The organism is Rhodococcus sp. KRD197, from assembly GCF_017168235.1.
GTDB lineage: Bacteria > Actinomycetota > Actinomycetes > Mycobacteriales > Mycobacteriaceae > Rhodococcoides.
In genome coordinates this window covers 204661-221313 of the sequence record NZ_JABFAO010000011.1, presented here as the reverse complement: position 1 = coordinate 221313, position 16653 = coordinate 204661, and the positions used below count along the sequence as shown (strand labels likewise).

The following is a 16653-nucleotide window of genomic DNA, read 5'->3' as shown; positions in this document are numbered from 1 at the left end:
GGGGTGCTGCCCGGAAGATGCCGCTCAAGCTGGGCACACGCTGCCGTCCGGCGGCAGCGCGGCCGTTTCCCAGTAAGCCGCTGCCGCGGCTTGTGCGCACTGAGATCCACCGAGCACCGGATGGCCTGATCCCTGCCACGTCATTGCCGCCGAACGGGTACCGGTCGCCGCGACCAGGCCGGTCATGGCGGCGAACCCACCGTTCCCGACGACTGGATCGGCGCCGCCGCTGAACGAGAGCACTGGAACGGTCAGGTCGGATGGCAAGGGCGGCGCGGGTGCGGTCGGCCACGACGAACACGCCAACGCTGCGAGGGCGGCGTCGGTGCCGAATACCGGGTACTGCTCCGACCAGGCCGGCTGAATGTCCCGCACCGCCTGCGGCGTCGGCCACTGCCTGCCGTCGGTGCAGCGTGCGACGAACTGGCCGTCGGTCCCGTACGCTGCCGCCGCGCGTGTGATCAGGCCGGCGAGTTCGGAGAAGTCTCCGTCTCGCGCCGCGCTCAGGGTGTCGGACAGGTCGAGGGCGCGCCGCGACGGGTCGGTCGCTGAGGACGCCAACGCGTAGGCGATACCGTCCAGCAGTTCGTGCGTCGATACAGGTGCCAGTTCGCCGCGGTCCGCGGCATCGATGAGATCGGTGACTGCGGTGCGCGGATCGGGTCCGAGCGAGCATTCCAGCGCGATGCAGCGCTGGGTGAACGCCGCGAACGCCGCTTCCCTGCCCTGAGTTCTCTGCTCTGCCTTGCGTAGCTGATCGGCGGTCACGTCCGTCGGCGAGTCGAGGATCATTCGCGCCACGCGATCGGGGTAGCGCGCCGCATAGGCCAGCGCTATCGAGGCCCCGTTGCCCGACCCGATGATCCCGAGGGTTTCGACACCCCAGTTCAGCCGAAGTTCCTCGAGATCGTCGGCAGCGTAGCTCACACCGAAGGCCAACTCCTGGGGTTGAAGAAGGTCGGTGCACTCGATCGTCGCGGTCCGTCCGGCGTCGACCGCTCGATCCACGGCATCACCGTCCGATGACGCGAACTGACCCAGATCCGACAGTGGGATGCGGCTGTCGGAGGTGACGCAGTTGACGGCGCTGGAGCGGCCGATGCCCCGTCGATCGATTGCGACGATCGGATGAGCGGCGAGCAGCGTCGAACTCTGTCCGGAGGTGATGTCCGCCAGCATTTCGATGGACGCACGGTCGGCGCCCGAGGTGAACACGAGGGGAGCAGCATCGTCGGGTGTTGTGTTGAGCTTGGCTCGCATCACTCCGACGGTGAACGAGCCGAACATCTCACCGGACGCGTCGACCGGGGCTTCGAACGCCGTGCACTCGAGTATCAGTCCGGGGGTTCGCGAGGTCAATCCGAAGGAGTCCAGCGTGGTCTGCGTGCAATCGTTCCACGCGAGATCGGTGCTGGGAACTTCGAGCTCGCGTAGCTCCTCGCCATCCGGGTCCTCGGAATCGGCAGGCAGCCCCGGCGAATTCTGCTCGACGGCAACGTCCGGTCGGGAGGACGGTCCGGCAGAGCACGCGGCTGCCGTCACCGACAGGCATACGACGACTGCGAGGAGCGATCGATTCGGCGTCACGCTGCGAGGCTATCTACTTTTCTGCCGCTGCACTTTTGCGGTCGACCTCGGTGCGGTGCTTGACCCATCTCGTCAGCAGCGTGCCGTCCTCGTCGGCCAGCACGTGGGCGCGCGTCATCGGGCGGATCGACGCCGACTCGGAGCGGGAAATCCGTCCCGCATCACCCGCAACGAGCACTGGCGAGGTGGTGAGGCACAGATCGTCGACTGCGTCGTCGTCGAGAAGTCGGCCGAACAGTCCCGGACCGCCCTCGCACAACACACGGTGTAGACCGCGCGTGTCGAGGGTGCCGAGTATGGATTCGGTCGAGACGTCGTCGCCGGAGACTTCGACGAGGTCTGCTCCGGTGGCAGCGAGTGCCCGTCTGGCCTCGGACGGCGCGGACGAGGAGGTGATCACGATGGGGGCGACGTCGGTGTCGGTGAAGATGCGCGCTTGTGGGTCGATGGCCGCCGAGGCAGTCACCACGACGATCACCGGATCCGGTGACATCCCCTGCGATACACGCTGTGCTCGCGCCGCCGGATTCAGCTTGGCGCCGCCGTAGTTCTCGGCTCGCACCGTCCCCGCCCCGACGAGCACGGCGTCGGCGAGCTCGCGAAGAATCGTGAAGACCCGCTTGTCTGCCGCAGTGCCCAGGCCTGCTGATACACCGTCGGCGGTGACTGCCCCGTCGATGCTGGAGACGAAGTTCGCACGTATCCATGGCCGGCGCGGCCGCGGCGGGTACGCGTAGAGACTTCGCAGGCCGGCGTCGTCGAGAGGGCCCCGCGCCACGCGTGACACATCACGTTCAGATGTGAAGTAGGTCGCAATATCGAGTAGCTGCACGAAGTAGATAAGACCACGTCGCTAGGCTCGACCAATGCCCGCACGTCTTGTCGATCGCAATCCCGTGGTTCCGTCCGATCAGTTGATCGCTCAGATGGTTCCGCCGGCCATGTTCGACGAGGTCAGCTTCGCCTCGTACATTCCTGATCCGAACGAGCCCACGCAGGCGCAAGCGGTTGCCAAGGCCGAGGAGTTCTCGCACAAGGTCGGCAAGATCGCCGGTAAGAGCGGCAAACGAGGTCTGTTCGGTAAGAAGACTCCTCCCACCGGTGCTGGCCTGTATCTGGATGGCGGCTTCGGCGTTGGCAAGACCCACCTCCTCGCTTCGATCTACCACAGTGTTCCCGAGCCGAAGGCCTTCGGTACGTTCGTCGAGCTCACGCATGTGGTGGGCGCGTTGGGATTCGTCAAGGCGCTCGACGGGCTGTCCGACCACAGCGTGCTGTGCATCGACGAGTTCGAGCTGGACGACCCGGGCGATACGATGCTCGTCTCGCGTCTGTTGTCGGAGCTGTCCGCACGTGGTGTGTCGATCGTCGCGACGTCCAACACGCTGCCCGGGCAACTCGGTGAGGGCAGGTTTGCTGCCGAGGACTTCATGCGAGAAATCAAGAAGCTCGGGTCGATCTTCGAATCGATTCGCGTCGACGGCCCCGACTACCGTCATCGGGATCTGCCACCGGCGCCGGACCCGATGTCCGAGGCCGACTTGGTCGAGCGCGCCGGTCGAATCGAGGGCGCGACGCTGGACGACTTCGACGAGTTGTTGGCGCATCTGAGTACGCTGCACCCGTCTCGCTACGGCAAGCTTCTCGACGGCGTCGAGGCCGTGTTCTGGAACAAGGTGCACCCCGCGTCGGATCAGGCCGTCGCGCTGCGTCTCGTCGTCCTTGCCGACCGTCTCTACGACGCGGGTATCCCGGTCACGTCCTCGGGGGGCAAGCTCGACGAGATCTTCACCGAGGAGATGCTCGCGGGTGGATACCGCAAGAAATACCTGCGTGCGACGTCCAGGTTGCTCGCGCTCTCACGTTTCGCCGCGGTCGGCTGAAGCCCCACGCTGAGGCCCCCGGCTGAGGCGCTCGATCAGAGGGCTTTTTCCATGATGTAGTCGGTGTGGACCACGCCGCCGACCGCGAAGTCTCTGGTTCCCACTCGCTCGAAGCCGTTCTTGGCATAGAACTTCTGCGCTCGAACGTTTTCTTGATTGACCCCCAGCCATACCCCGGCGCAGCCCCGCTCGACGGCGGATGCCAACACCGATTTCATGAGTTCGGTCGACACTTCGCTTCCGTGGTGGCCGGGCATCACGTACAGCTTGGACAACTCCATCGTGGGGGAGTGTGCGAGAAGTGGACCGATGGCAGGATCCGAAGGGGCGCCGTGCACGGCCATTGCGTAGCCCACGATTGCATCATCGACGCGCGCAGCCAGAATCGTTCGAGAAGGATCGTTGAGGTATTCACCGAAGCGCTCGTTCGAGAGCACCTCGTCGACGAATGCTTCGATGGACTCGCGTGACGTTCCAGGGGGGCAGGCCAGAGGGAAAGTGTCTGCGGCAACATCGGCCAATTGTTCGGCGTCCCACAGACCGGCGGGTTCGACGGTGACTGTCATATCCGGTCGACCGCCTCTTTGGCATCCCGCAGCGACAAACCCGTTCGCGCGCGGACAAGTTTGATGGCAGTGAGCGCACGCCCCTCTGCCTTGAGTGCACGTAACTTCGGAATGATGTCCTCCCAAGCGCCGGAATCGAGTCCATTGTCGTCGTTGTACGTGCTCGGTGTCGGAAACGGATTGCCCTGTGCCACGGACTCGACGATTTCTCTCGCCTCTTTCGAACCGAACCCGGTGCGATCTCGGAGCACTTCGACGGCGTGAATCTTGTTCTTCTCCGAGATCAACTGTTGAATCTCTTCGCGTGCTTCTGTATCCAACCCTGCCAGCTTGAACCGCGTCGCGACAGCAGTGTCCTCGCGTGGGCTCTTGCGAGCGAGGAACCACGCTGCCAGCACGGCTGTGTCGATGAGGACCAACGCAACCACGAACCATCCCCATGTGGGCATGGCACAAGTAGAACACTCGACTGCCGGAGATCGAGACGGCGGCACCGACAACCAACGGCAGAGTCCTAGGTCGAAGCTCTTTCACCCGGCTCGAAACGGAACAGGGCGGCGGCCCCGTCAAGCGCTCGATGGGCGGTGCGATGCTTGGCTGCAGACAGGTCGTGCGCGGCGCCGGGGATGTCGATGAACACGGTTTTCGCTGGAATCAGGTCGATCGCATCGCGCAGTTCCTCGGGTGTGCCGAACGGGTCCCGGGTGCCCGAGACGAACAGGACGGGCGTCGTGATCTCCGGTAGATGCGCAGTGCGCAACTTCTCCGGCTTCCCTTGCGGGTGAAGGGGATACGACAGCAACACAAGGCCCGCAGCGAGATCGGGATCCGCAGCGGCCGCCATGGACGCCTGACGTCCACCATAGGAATGCCCTCCGACGAGCATCGGCGCGGGGCCCCGGCTGCGAAGGTAGTCCACGGCAGATCGGATGCTCTCGAGATCGGCCGCAGCCTTCGACGGATGCGGGGGACCGGAGGGCTTCGCTTGCCTGAACGCCATATCGAATCGAAGTACCACGACGCCATGTGCCGACCACGTTTCGGCCAGATCCGTCAGAACCTTCGCGGTGCAATCGCCTCCCGCACCATGCGTCACAGCGAGCGTGGCCACCGGATCGTCGGCGGGGACATGCAGGAAGCCGTGTACTCCGGGTTCATCGACACACGTGGGAGGAGGAATGCGCTCAGGCATCCGTGGTCGTATCGTCCTTCAAATCACCGTTCTCGTCGACCATGTCTGCGAAAGCGGTTCCCGACACCATGCCGCCGGTTCCTGGGAGTACGACGGTGGGCCGCGAACCAGGCGCGTACTTCTGATCTATTCCGGCGACCCGTTCCTTGGCGTTCTGCGCAACCTCGTTGTCGACCGGCACATCGGTGCCGCTGTTTCCCTCGTGACGCTCGTCCGCCATGGGTGGATTCCTTCCGTAGGGGGTGTCACTCCAGAGTGCACGTCTGTGAGCGCAATCACCACCGGTTCGAGCGAAGAAGTTCCGATTGCGAACAATCGCCGACCTCGGGCGTCATGCGCCGAACGATGTCCGAGGCTGTATCGACTCGAGGTATCGGCGGCTCGGTGCATGGGTGCACAGCGCGATCGCCCGGGCGCGCGAGTGAGCCGCGTCTGCCACGGCGCCGATGTCGGACAGGAGAGCGGCGCGGGTGGCGTGGTACGGCTGGAACGCATCGAGGGTGGGATCGTTTTCGTGGAGTTCGGCGAGGATCCGCAGCCCGGTCCGGGAATCGGTGGCGTGCGCGATTGCGGCTGCTCGGGCGACAGCGGCTCCCTTGCTGGGAGTGATCAGAACAAGGGCGTCGTAGAAGTGGGCAATCGTATCCCAGGGTGTGTCTCCGTCCTGGCGGCTTCGGGACGCATGAGCGGACTGAATGGCCGCTTGGAGTTCGTACGATCCGGGCAAGGTAGTGCGTTGGGCGCGCAGGCCGACGCGAAGCAGGTCTTCGGCGACTTGGATCAGATGGTGATCCCAATCCGCGGGGTTCTGCTGTTCGGTCGGGATGAGAACGCCATCTTTGATCCGCGCGTTGCGGCGCGAGTGCAGGTACAGCAGGAGCGCGGCCAGACCACGCACCTCGGGATTGCTGGGCACGGCGGTCAGCAGCAGCTGGCTGGCATGAATGGCATGTTCGGTGACGAGGTCGACTGCGGCCGGTGGCGCGACACGCAACCATTCGATGGAGTAGGCCGCGTAGATCGCGTCGAGAACAGCATCGACGCGTTCATGCGGGATTCCGTCGGGCATTTCGAGGAAGACGTGGTTCGCCCGAAGTTTCTGCTTGGCGCGGACGAGGCGTTTGGCCAGAGTTGCTTGCGGCAGCGCGAACGCCGTGGCGATGTCCTTGGTTTGTGCTCCGATGACGACCTGCAGGATGAGTGGCGCGTGAACGGCGCGGTCCAGCGATGGGTGGACGCAGGCGAGCATCAGCACCAGAGTGTCATCGTCCCGGTCAGGGTGAAGGTCGACGCTGGGATGAGGGTCGGTTGTGTCGAGCGGACGAGTACGGGTGCGTTCGGCTGAGCGCACGATATCCCGTATGCGATTCCTGGCGACGGTGCTGATCCATGACTCCGGGGCGCGAGGAACCCCGTTCGCCCAGGTCGCCAGAGCGCGCTCGACGGCGTCGGCAAAGCCGTCCTCGGCCAGCTGAATGTCGCCGCACCATCGCGCAAGCGCGCCAACGAGACGCGCCCGCTGTTCTCGAACGAGTGTTTCGAGGACAAGATGCGGCGGACGCGAATCGTCGGAAGCTGGGGTGGGGTCGATGCTGCTCAGTCCTCCATCGCCGAGGCGCGCACCTCGACCTTGCCGTACTGGGCAGCCGGGCACTTCTTTGCCCACTCCAGTGCCACATCCAGGTCCGGTGCTTCGATGACGAAGTATCCGCCGAGGGTTTCCTGAGTCTCGGCAAAAGGGCCGTCATGGACCGCGGCGGCGCCGTCGGCGAACGATACGGTGCTGGCAGTCGCAGTTGGCTGAAGCCAGTCGGTAGCCAAGAAGACCCCGGCCTCCTGGAGCGCGCCGATGTAGGCACCGTAGACGGCGAGCTCCTGCTCCTTCTCCTCCGCCGTGGCCTCACCTGCAGCGCTCTGGTCGCTGTACAGCAGAAATGTGTACTTCATCGCTTCCCTTTCATCGGGGTGACCGGCCGACTCGCGACCGGTACGGAGTTTAGGCCGAGTGGCCTAGCGCCAGGTCGTGGTGGACAGATTGCGGATTCCGCTGTCGAGCGTGGGGCCCAAGACCCTGTTGGCGACCAGGCCGAAGATCCGCAGCATCGGGTTGCGTCCTGCATCGAACGTCATCGACCATTCGACGTCGCACCCATCGTGCGATGCAGGAGTGGCGACAATCCGCTGGGTCGACTGTCCCATCGACCCCATGTCGATCGCATACTCGACGTGGTGGTCGGTCACCTCCGAAACCACCTGTGTCCCTTTGCCTCTTTTGCCGGAGAAAGCAAATCCGGAACCGACGCCGTTGGATGGACCGAACGGGGTGAGTTCCAGCTTCGGATCGGCAGTGCGATGGGGATTGATGGCCGTGAAGCCCTCGGTGGACGAGACCAGTGAAAGAACTTCCGCGGCCGCGGCATCGATTCGACATGCGCGGGAGATGGTGGTGTACCTGCTCATGATTGTCCCTCTCGTTGGATGGCGATTGCACGCTCATCAAGAGGGACGAACGACGAGCGCGCGCGAGGACACAGTTCCGAAAATGTTTCTGCTGTGGTTGCTCGGGGCGGACGACGCCGCAGCGACGGTTGCAACTGCACTCGCCTGCAACTGCACTCGCCCGAAACGCAAATCAGGCCCCCTCGAAAGGGGGCCTGACCTGGTATTTCTATGGTGCGCGATACTGGGATTGAACCAGTGACCTCTTCCGTGTCAGGGAAGCGCTCTCCCGCTGAGCTAATCGCGCAGGTATTTCAAAGGGAAGGCTGGGAACCTTCGCTTCGTTACGAGGTGGAGACGGGAATCGAACCCGTGTGCACGGCTTTGCAGGCCGTTGCCTCACCACTCGGCCACTCCACCATGGGCCCTAGTCCCTCGAGCGGATGACGGGATTCGAACCCGCGACCCTCACCTTGGCAAGGTGATGCGCTACCACTGCGCCACATCCGCATGCGCCTCGGAGCGAATTGCTGTCTCCGTGGTGCGGTGAAAACATTAGACTAACTTCCGGCGAACTCACAAATCGCGTGGTCAGATAGTTATTCGGTGCCGCATGCGGTCCGTGCCGGTGCTTTTCGGGTCCGGAAAGCGCGGCGAAATCGATGCCGGGGGCGATTCGAGTTTCAACTCGGCAACATGTTAATGTTCTGCCTCGTTCGAACGCGTCGTCGTGAGCGAACGAAAACGGTCCCGTGGCTCAGTGGAAGAGCGTCCGCTTCACACGCGGAAGGTCGCTGGTTCGATCCCAGCCGGGACCACACTGCATAACCGCAGCACTTCAATTCTCGAGACGAAGCCCCACGTCCACGGCGTGGGGCTTTTTCGTGCGTGCTCACAGCCGTGTCGGCTCGGTAACCTGGTGGCGTGATCGCAGACGAAGCTCGAACCGACGAGAAGCAGCGCGAAGACCAGGGCTTCTTTCATCGCGTGGCGCAGCGTCAGCGACGGTTCCGTGCGCGGATAGCCGCCAACTCGACGCTCGATCTTGTCTATCGGATCAGTGTCGGCATCTTCGGCGCCATTGTTCTTGCTCTGGGCATCGTCGCTATTCCGTACCCGGGGCCAGGCTGGCTGATCGTGTTCACCGGGCTGGGAATACTCGCCTCGGAGTTCACGTGGGCGCGTCGCCTGCTCGAGTTCGTGCGCAGACACTACGACCGTTTCATGGCGTGGTTCGCGCGACAGTCGACGGTGGTGCAAGCTGCGGGTGCGCTGCTGACCACCGTTGTCGTGCTCGCGACACTGTGGGTATTGGGCGCCCTCGGGCTCGTCGGTGGGTGGTTCGGTCTCGAATGGCACTGGATGGCCAGTCCCCTCTAGTGCCCGGCGTGGTGTGCGGGTAAGACCCGCCGGTCGTAGCCGATAGGCTGTGACCGGTCTTCCCGACCATCGAGAACAACCGAGGAGTACAACGCCGTGAGCATGCCCGTAGCCGCTGTCTTGCCAGCCCGCATCATGGTGCCGGCAGGGACGACCGCCGGAACGGCACTTCGGGACACAGGCCTTCCCAACAAGGGTCCCGACGCCATCGTCGTCGTCCGAGACGCAGACGGAAAGTTGCGGGATCTGTCCTGGGCGCCAGACCTCGACGCCGAGGTCGAACCGGTGCCCGCGAACACCGAGGACGGCCGCAGCGTGATTCGGCATTCCGCGGCACACGTGCTCGCACAGGCAGTTCAGCAGATGTTTCCCAGCGCGAAGCTCGGTATCGGACCCTTCATCAAAGATGGCTTCTACTACGATTTCGACGTCGACGAGCCGTTCACGCCGGAGGATCTCGTCGCGCTCGAAAAAAAGATGAAGCAGATCGTCAAGGCAGGGCAGCGATTCTCCCGTCGGGTGTACGAGTCGATCGAGCAGGCCCGCGAAGAACTGGCCAACGAGCCTTACAAGCTCGAATTGGTCAACGACAAGTCGGGAATCGACGACCCCGAGATCATGGAGGTCGGCGGCGGCGAGCTCACCGCGTACGACAACCTCAACCCGCGCACGGGTGAACGCATCTGGGGCGACCTGTGCCGTGGGCCCCACATCCCGACCACCAAATACGTTCCCGCTTTCAAGCTCACCCGCAGCTCCGCAGCGTACTGGCGCGGAAATCAGGACAATGCGGGTCTTCAGCGCATCTACGGCACGGCGTGGGAGTCGACCGAGGCGCTCGAGGCGCACCTGGAACTGTTGGCCGAGGCGGAGCGGCGTGATCACCGCAGACTGGGCTCGGAGCTGGACCTGTTCAGCTTCCCTGACGAACTGGGCTCGGGCCTGCCGGTGTTTCATCCCAAAGGCGGGGTGATCAGGAACGAGTTGGAGAATTACTCTCGTCAGCGTCACATCGAAGAGGGCTACGAGTTCGTCAACACCCCGCACATCACCAAGGGGCATCTGTACGAGGTCTCCGGTCACCTCGATTGGTACCGCGACGGAATGTTTCCCGCGATGCACCTCGACGCGGAACTCGATGAAGAGGGTGAGATTCGCAAACCGGGTCAGGACTACTACCTGAAGCCGATGAACTGCCCGATGCACAATCTGATCTTCCGCTCTCGTGGCCGGTCCTACCGCGAGTTGCCGCTGCGCCTGTTCGAATTCGGTTCGGTGTATCGCTACGAGAAGTCAGGTGTCATTCACGGTCTCACTCGAGTTCGCGGCATGACGCAGGACGACGCGCACATCTTCTGCACGCGCGAGCAGATGCGTGGCGAGCTGACCAGTACGCTCGAGTTCGTGCTGGGTCTGCTCAAGGACTACGGTCTCGACGATTTCTATCTCGAACTCTCTACCCGCAACCCGGAGAAGTCGGTGGGCAGCGACGAAGTGTGGGAAGAGGCAACCAACACACTCGCCGAGGTTGCTGCGGCCTCCGGTCTGACCTTGCTGCCCGATCCCGGTGGCGCCGCGTTCTACGGCCCGAAGATCTCGGTACAGGCCAAGGATGCGCTGGGGCGAACCTGGCAGATGTCGACGATCCAGCTCGACTTCAACCTGCCCGAGCGGTTCGAACTCGAATACACGGCGACCGGTGGCACCAAGGAACGTCCTGTGATGATCCACCGTGCGCTGTTCGGATCGATCGAGCGTTTCTTCGGTGTTCTCACCGAGCACTATGCGGGCGCATTCCCGGCGTGGTTGTCGCCCGTCCAGGTTGTCGGCATTCCCGTGGCAGAGGTGCACCAGGACCATCTGTTCACTGTCGTCGCGGCGCTGAAGAAGCGTGGAATCCGGGCCGAGGTCGATGCCAGCGACGACCGGATGCAGAAGAAGATCTTCAATCAGACCGCGCAGAAGGTGCCGTTCATGCTTCTGGCCGGTGAACGCGACGTCGAAGCCGGTGCGGTCAGCTTCCGATTCCGTGATGGCACACAGGTCAACGGAGTCGCGGTGACCGCGGCAGTCGAGGCGATCTCGGAGTGGATTTCCTCCCGCAACAACGCGTCTCCGACGGCCGCGCTCTTCACGAGCACGGCCGCGGACACGGACACCAACCGAGACCGCCACGACAGATCAGGAGTGAGCTGACCATGGCCGAACAGGACGCGGCGATCGTCGATACCGGTCTCGGTGAGCCCGACCGGCTGCAGCGATTGTGGACGCCGCACCGGATGTCGTACGTCGCGGAGACTCCGGGCGCGAAAAATCAATCCACCGAGCCCTTCTCGGACATCCCGAAGATGACGGACGAGGACGGATTGGTCGTCGCGCGTGGCGAGGAGGTCTATGCGGTGCTGAATCTGTACCCATACAACCCGGGTCACATGATGATCGTTCCGTATCGGCGCGTGGCTGCACTCGAGGACCTGACGCCCGGCGAGAGCGCGGAGCTGATGGCGTTCACCCAGCAGGCGATCCGGACGATCAAGTCGGTCTCGCGGCCGCACGGTTTCAATGTCGGTCTCAATCTCGGTGCGGCTGCCGGCGGCTCGCTGGCCGAGCACCTCCACCAGCACATCGTGCCGAGGTGGGGCGGCGACGCCAATTTCATCACGGTCGTCGGAGGTACCAAGGTCATGCCGCAGTTGCTTCGTGACACTCGCGCGCTGTTGGCATCGGCTTGGCCGGAATGATCGGTACGCAAAGGGAGAATTGGCAGTGCTGAGCATTTTCGGGCGGGCACCGGTGTCCAAGGTGACTGCGCCGCTCGGGCGGGCGCTCAACAAGACAGGTCTGACGCCGAACTCGGTGACGCTGATCGGAACCGTGGTCACCGTCGCTGCCGCGTTGACGCTGTTTCCGGCCGGATACCTGTTCTGGGGCTCGGTCGTCATCACGGTGTTCGTGCTGTTCGACATGTTGGACGGCGCGATGGCGCGGGCGCGTGGTGGCGGCACCAAATACGGTGCCGTGCTCGACGCGACATGCGACCGTGTCGCAGATGGCGCCATCTTCGCCGGACTCGCCTGGTGGGCGGTCTACACCGAAGGCGATAAACCGCTGCTGATCGCGACGCTGATCTGTCTGGTCACCTCACAGGTCATCTCGTACGCCAAGGCCCGCGCGGAGGCGAGTGGCCTGTCCGCGGACGGCGGTTGGATCGAGCGTCCCGACCGCCTGGTGATCGTGCTCCTCGGAGCGGGCTTGACGGGTATCGGGCGACACTTCGACATAGCGTGGCTGGACAGCGTGATCTATCCGGCAATGTGGATTCTGGCGGCGCTCAGCGTCGTGACGGTTTTCCAGCGCGTGCTCGCGGTTCGCCGGTCGGATGGGGCTCGGGAGATCATTCGTACGACGGGAGAGTCGCCGACCGGTGAGTCCGACGGTGAGGTTTCGTCGTGACGTTGGCCGAACGCGCCACCGAGGCAGGATATGCCGCTGGATGGCGACTCGTCCGAGCACTCCCGGACGGTCTCGCACGCAAGCTCTTCGACATGGGTGCGGACTTCAGCGCATCCCGCGGAGGCGGTCCGAACCAACTTCGTCGTAACCTCGCGCGGGTATTGGGCGTGCCACCCGAGGCGGTCCCCGACGAACTGGTCCAGGCCAGTGTGCGTTCCTACGCGCGCTACTGGCGTGAGGCATTCCGGCTGCCGTCGATGAATCTCGATGCGCAGGCCGCCGTCATCGACGGCTGTGTCAGCGGTCGGGAACATCTCGACGCCGCCCTCGCAGAGGGGAAGGGTGCGGTGCTCGCGCTGCCGCACAGCGGAAACTGGGACATGGCCGGTATGTGGCTCGTGCGCTACTACGGAGGCTTGTCCACTGTGGCCGAGCGTTTGAAGCCCGAGTCGCTGTACCAACGGTTCGTCGATTATCGCGAGAGCCTGGGCTTCGAAATTTTCCCCCTCAGCGGCGGCGAGGCACCTCCGGTCGCGCTGCTGTCGGATCGGTTGCGCGATAACAAGATCGTGTGCTTGCTCAGTGAACGCGACCTGGCCCGCCGCGGTGTGCCGGTGACGTTCTTCGGCGAACCCACACGAATGGCGCCTGGCCCGGCCAAGCTGGCGATCGACACCGGGGCCCACTTGTTCCCCGTGCACTGCTACTTCGACGGCGACGGTTGGGGATTTTCCATCGCGCCGCGGATCGATGTCTCTCAGGGTCTGGAACAAGCAACTCAGAAGCTGGCCGATGTCTTCGCCGCGAACATCGCGCAGCATCCCGAGGATTGGCACATGTTGCAACCGCTCTGGCTGGCCGATCTGTCCGAGTCGCGACGTGCGCGAATCGAGGGCACGTGAGAATCGGCATGGTCTGCCCCTACTCCTTCGACGTACCGGGTGGAGTGCAGGCTCATGTCGAGCAGCTGGCCGAGGTGTTCATCCAGCGCGGACACCGCGTCAGCGTTCTCGCCCCCGCGTCCGAGGGGACCGTGCTGCCGGACTTCGTCGTCTCTGCCGGGGAGGCGCTGGCGATTCCGTACAACGGTTCCGTTGCTCGGCTTCGGTTCGGTCCGGTGACCTACGCACGGATCCGGAGATGGATCGCGGAGAACGATTTCGATGTTTTGCACATTCACGAGCCCAATGCCCCCAGCCTGTCGATGCTCGCGCTGAAGGCAGCCGAGGGGCCGATCGTGGCGACATTTCACACCTCGACCACGAAATCGCTGGTGTTGAGCACGTTCCAGGGCGTGCTGCGGCCGTACCACGAGAAGATCAGCGGTCGGATTGCTGTATCGGAGCTGGCACGGCGGTGGCAGGTGGAAGCCCTGGGCAGTGACGCCGTCGAGATCCCAAACGGCGTCGACGTGCAGGCATTTCGGCGCGCGCCGATGTTGCCGGGCTACCCGAGACTGGGCGGCACCGTCCTGTTTCTGGGGCGCTTCGACGAGCCGCGCAAAGGCATGGCTGTGCTGATGGGCGCGCTGCCGGAGCTGGCCGAGAAGCATCCCGAGGTCGAGATCCTCGTGGTCGGACGGGGTGACGTGGACAAACTTCGCAAGGAGGCCGGTGCGCTCGCGCATCACCTGACCTTCCTCGGCCAGGTCAACGACGAGGACAAAGCTTCGGCGATGCGCAGCGCCGACGTGTACTGCGCGCCGAACCTCGGTGGTGAGAGCTTCGGGATCGTCCTCGTCGAGGCGATGGCGTCCGGGACGGCAGTGGTGGCCAGCGAACTCGATGCCTTTCGTCGGGTTCTGCGCGACGGTTCCGCCGGTGTACTCGTGCCTGTCGACGATTCGGCTGCGCTCGCCCGAGCGCTCGACACCCTGCTTTCCTCTGACGAGATCCGATCCGGACTGGTGGAAGCGGCGACCCGGGCCGTTGCAGAGTACGACTGGCCGGTCGTCGCCGAGCAGATCATGCGCGTGTACGAGACGGTGACCCTCGGTGGGCAAAAGGTTCGGGCGGCGAGTTGATGACGTTCTCCGCTTTGACCATTCTGGTCCTGGGCCTCGTCGCGATGTCGATTGTGGTGATCGGGCTGTGGGCGTATTCGACGGCCAATCGACTCGACAGACTGCACGTTCGTTCGGATCTGGCGTGGCAGTCTCTCGATTCGGCTCTGGCGCGTCGGGCGGTGGTCGCCAGGGCGGTATCGGCTGCGACACGGGATCGACTCGACGACAGTCGACGGTTGGCCGCCCTCGCCGACACCGCAGAGCGCGCGGACCGCGCCGACCGTGAGATGGCCGAGAACGCGGTGTCGATGGCGTTGGCTGCCCTCGATCCCGCCCACCTGCCTCCGCAACTCGTGGCCGAACTGGCCGACGCGGAGGCCCGGGTTCTGATTGCGCGCCGATTCCACAACGACGCCGTCCGCGACACCCTGGCGCTTCGCACCACGCCCGTGGTTCGGCTGCTTCATCTCGGTGGAACTGCGCCCCTGCCGACGTATTTCGAGATCGCCGAGCGTTCGGCTTCGGCGACGTTCGGTCATGGGGACCGAGCGCTGCCGCGTACGTCCTCGCGTGTGGTGCTGGTGGATGAGCAGGGGCGGATACTGCTGCTGCGGGGACACGATCCCGCAGTGCCGAACATCTACTTCTGGTTCACGATCGGCGGGGCCGTCGAATCGGGGGAGACGCTCCGTGTCACCGCTGCACGGGAGGTTCGCGAGGAGACCGGTCTCGAGCTCGATCACTCCGAACTGAAGGGGCCGATGTGGCGGCGCGTGGCGACCTTCGTGTTCAACGGCACGCTGATCAAGTCCGAGGAACTGTTCTTCGCCTACCGAACGCAGACTTTCGAACCCGAGCACGCCGGATTCACCGACCTCGAACGCAGGATGGTGGTGGGGCACCGCTGGTGCACCGAGAGTGATATCCGCTCCCTCGCCGCGACCGGCGAAACCGTCTACCCCCAGGAGCTGGCGGAACTCATCGACGAGGTCAACATCGTGCTGGCCAGACGGGTCGAGCCGGAAGTACGCGCGATTCGCTGAGCGCAGTCCAGGCTGGAGGCGACCAGGCCAGCAGATGCTCACTGGATATGGCAACGGCATCCACTTGGGCCTACTCTTGCCCAGCCGAACGTATCCACATCGCTTCGGCGCAGCTATGTACCCACACACCAGGAGTGTCGCTTTGAGTACCCCCACCCCTTCCGATAACGGCAACGTCGCAGATCCCCGCACTGCAGAACTCGGCAACAGCGGCAGAGGAACGGCGCGGGTCAAGCGAGGTATGGCCGAGATGCTCAAAGGCGGGGTCATCATGGACGTCGTCACCGCCGAGCAGGCGAAAATCGCCGAGGACGCCGGCGCCGTCGCCGTCATGGCGCTCGAGCGAGTACCCGCGGACATCCGTGCGCAGGGCGGCGTGTCGCGAATGAGCGATCCGGACATGATCGACAGCATCATCTCCTCCGTCAGCATTCCGGTGATGGCGAAAGCCAGGATCGGTCACTTCGTCGAAGCGCAGATCCTGCAGAGCCTCGGCGTCGACTACGTCGACGAGTCCGAGGTGTTGACACCCGCGGACTACGCGAACCACATCGACAAGTGGAACTTCACCGTTCCGTTCGTCTGCGGTGCAACCAACCTCGGCGAGGCGCTACGCCGCATCACCGAGGGTGCGGCGATGATTCGGTCCAAGGGCGAGGCCGGGACGGGCGATGTGTCCAACGCGACCACTCACATGCGCACGATCCGTGGCGAGATTCGTCGTCTCACTTCGCTCCCCGAGGACGAGCTGTATGTAGCGGCGAAGGAGCTGGCTGCCCCGTACGACCTCGTCGTCGAAGTTGCGCGGGCGGGCAAGCTCCCGGTCACCCTGTTCACCGCGGGCGGCATCGCGACACCAGCCGACGCCGCGATGATGATGCAGCTCGGCGCCGAAGGCGTCTTCGTCGGATCTGGCATCTTCAAGTCCGGAAACCCGAAGGAGCGCGCCGAGGCGATCGTCAAGGCCACCACGTTCCACGACGATCCGGATGTTCTCGCGAAGATTTCCCGCGGATTGGGTGAGGCGATGGTCGGCATCAATGTCGATGATCTGCCCGTCGCGCACCGCCTCGCCGAGCGCGGTTGGTGATCGAGAAGTATTTCG

Annotated in this window: 18 protein-coding genes and 4 tRNA genes; 10 read left to right on the top strand and 12 right to left on the bottom strand. The window is 64.1% G+C overall.

Annotated features, from left to right (window positions below; genetic code table 11):
- Window positions 1–24: 24 nt before the first annotated feature.
- Window positions 25–1587 carry an alpha/beta hydrolase gene (locus J1M86_RS16815; RefSeq protein ID WP_206510716.1) on the bottom strand — a complete coding sequence of 521 codons (1563 nt, stop codon included), beginning with the start codon at window positions 1585–1587 and terminating at the stop codon, window positions 25–27.
- 13 nt (window positions 1588–1600) lie between these two features.
- Complete coding sequence (locus tag J1M86_RS16810) at window positions 1601–2365, bottom strand: pyrimidine reductase family protein (protein ID WP_307786665.1); 765 nt, start codon at window positions 2363–2365, stop codon at window positions 1601–1603.
- Between the two features lie 88 nt (window positions 2366–2453).
- Between J1M86_RS16810 and zapE the strand changes: the two genes are divergently transcribed.
- Window positions 2454–3470, top strand: coding sequence for a cell division protein ZapE (gene zapE / locus J1M86_RS16805; RefSeq protein ID WP_206510714.1), 1017 nt, complete (start codon window positions 2454–2456; stop codon window positions 3468–3470).
- Between the two features lie 35 nt (window positions 3471–3505).
- Here the strand turns inward: zapE and J1M86_RS16800 are convergent, their stop codons facing one another.
- From J1M86_RS16800 to J1M86_RS16755, 10 genes are all read right to left on the bottom strand, one after another.
- Window positions 3506–4036, bottom strand: a complete 531-nt coding sequence (locus tag J1M86_RS16800) for a GNAT family N-acetyltransferase (protein ID WP_206510713.1) — start codon at window positions 4034–4036, stop codon at window positions 3506–3508.
- Complete coding sequence (locus J1M86_RS16795) at window positions 4033–4485, bottom strand: hypothetical protein (protein ID WP_206510712.1); 453 nt, start codon at window positions 4483–4485, stop codon at window positions 4033–4035. The genes J1M86_RS16800 and J1M86_RS16795 overlap by 4 nt, the downstream gene beginning before the upstream one ends.
- 65 nt (window positions 4486–4550) lie before the next feature.
- On the bottom strand, window positions 4551–5228 hold the full coding sequence (locus J1M86_RS16790; RefSeq protein WP_206510711.1) for an alpha/beta family hydrolase: 678 nt from the start codon (window positions 5226–5228) through the stop codon (window positions 4551–4553).
- A complete protein-coding gene (locus J1M86_RS16785; protein WP_206510710.1) occupies window positions 5221–5448 on the bottom strand; it encodes a hypothetical protein in 228 nt (75 codons plus the stop codon). The genes J1M86_RS16790 and J1M86_RS16785 overlap by 8 nt, the downstream gene beginning before the upstream one ends.
- A 111-nt stretch (window positions 5449–5559) precedes the next feature.
- The gene (locus J1M86_RS16780) at window positions 5560–6894 is read right to left on the bottom strand and encodes a DUF6596 domain-containing protein (protein ID WP_206510709.1); all 1335 of its coding nucleotides are present in this window, start codon (window positions 6892–6894) and stop codon (window positions 5560–5562) included.
- Window positions 6825–7175, bottom strand: coding sequence for a YciI family protein (locus J1M86_RS16775; RefSeq protein WP_206510708.1), 351 nt, complete (start codon window positions 7173–7175; stop codon window positions 6825–6827). The genes J1M86_RS16780 and J1M86_RS16775 overlap by 70 nt, the downstream gene beginning before the upstream one ends.
- A gap of 63 nt (window positions 7176–7238) precedes the next feature.
- Window positions 7239–7688, bottom strand: a complete 450-nt coding sequence (locus J1M86_RS16770; RefSeq protein WP_206510707.1) for an SRPBCC family protein — start codon at window positions 7686–7688, stop codon at window positions 7239–7241.
- 211 nt (window positions 7689–7899) lie between these two features.
- Window positions 7900–7974 (bottom strand) — tRNA-Val (locus tag J1M86_RS16765).
- Window positions 7975–8016: 42 nt separating this feature from the next.
- Window positions 8017–8087: transfer RNA gene (locus J1M86_RS16760), tRNA-Cys, on the bottom strand.
- Window positions 8088–8105: 18 nt separating this feature from the next.
- Window positions 8106–8177, bottom strand: a tRNA-Gly gene (locus J1M86_RS16755).
- 236 nt (window positions 8178–8413) lie between these two features.
- Between J1M86_RS16755 and J1M86_RS16750 the strand changes: the two genes are divergently transcribed.
- From J1M86_RS16750 to pdxS, 9 genes are all read left to right on the top strand, one after another.
- Window positions 8414–8485 (top strand) — tRNA-Val (locus J1M86_RS16750).
- Window positions 8486–8654: 169 nt separating this feature from the next.
- Window positions 8655–9047 carry a TIGR02611 family protein gene (locus J1M86_RS16745; protein ID WP_307786689.1) on the top strand — a complete coding sequence of 131 codons (393 nt, stop codon included), beginning with the start codon at window positions 8655–8657 and terminating at the stop codon, window positions 9045–9047.
- Between the two features lie 102 nt (window positions 9048–9149).
- On the top strand, window positions 9150–11243 hold the full coding sequence (thrS, locus tag J1M86_RS16740; protein ID WP_206511087.1) for a threonine--tRNA ligase: 2094 nt from the start codon (window positions 9150–9152) through the stop codon (window positions 11241–11243).
- 2 nt (window positions 11244–11245) lie between these two features.
- Complete coding sequence (locus J1M86_RS16735) at window positions 11246–11788, top strand: HIT domain-containing protein (protein ID WP_206510706.1); 543 nt, start codon at window positions 11246–11248, stop codon at window positions 11786–11788.
- Between the two features lie 25 nt (window positions 11789–11813).
- Entirely contained in the window at window positions 11814–12500 is a 687-nt protein-coding gene (pgsA, locus tag J1M86_RS16730) for a phosphatidylinositol phosphate synthase (RefSeq protein ID WP_075838635.1), read from the top strand.
- Window positions 12497–13402: a phosphatidylinositol mannoside acyltransferase gene (locus tag J1M86_RS16725; RefSeq protein WP_206510705.1), complete on the top strand. Its 906-nt coding sequence runs from the start codon at window positions 12497–12499 to the stop codon at window positions 13400–13402. Before pgsA ends, J1M86_RS16725 begins: the two co-directional genes overlap by 4 nt.
- Complete coding sequence (locus J1M86_RS16720) at window positions 13399–14523, top strand: glycosyltransferase family 4 protein (RefSeq protein WP_075838636.1); 1125 nt, start codon at window positions 13399–13401, stop codon at window positions 14521–14523. Before J1M86_RS16725 ends, J1M86_RS16720 begins: the two co-directional genes overlap by 4 nt.
- Window positions 14523–15548, top strand: a complete 1026-nt coding sequence (locus J1M86_RS16715; protein WP_206510704.1) for an NUDIX domain-containing protein — start codon at window positions 14523–14525, stop codon at window positions 15546–15548. The genes J1M86_RS16720 and J1M86_RS16715 overlap by 1 nt, the downstream gene beginning before the upstream one ends.
- Before the next feature lie 115 nt (window positions 15549–15663).
- Window positions 15664–16638: a pyridoxal 5'-phosphate synthase lyase subunit PdxS gene (gene pdxS / locus J1M86_RS16710; RefSeq protein WP_075838637.1), complete on the top strand. Its 975-nt coding sequence runs from the start codon at window positions 15664–15666 to the stop codon at window positions 16636–16638.
- Window positions 16639–16653: the final 15 nt, after the last annotated feature.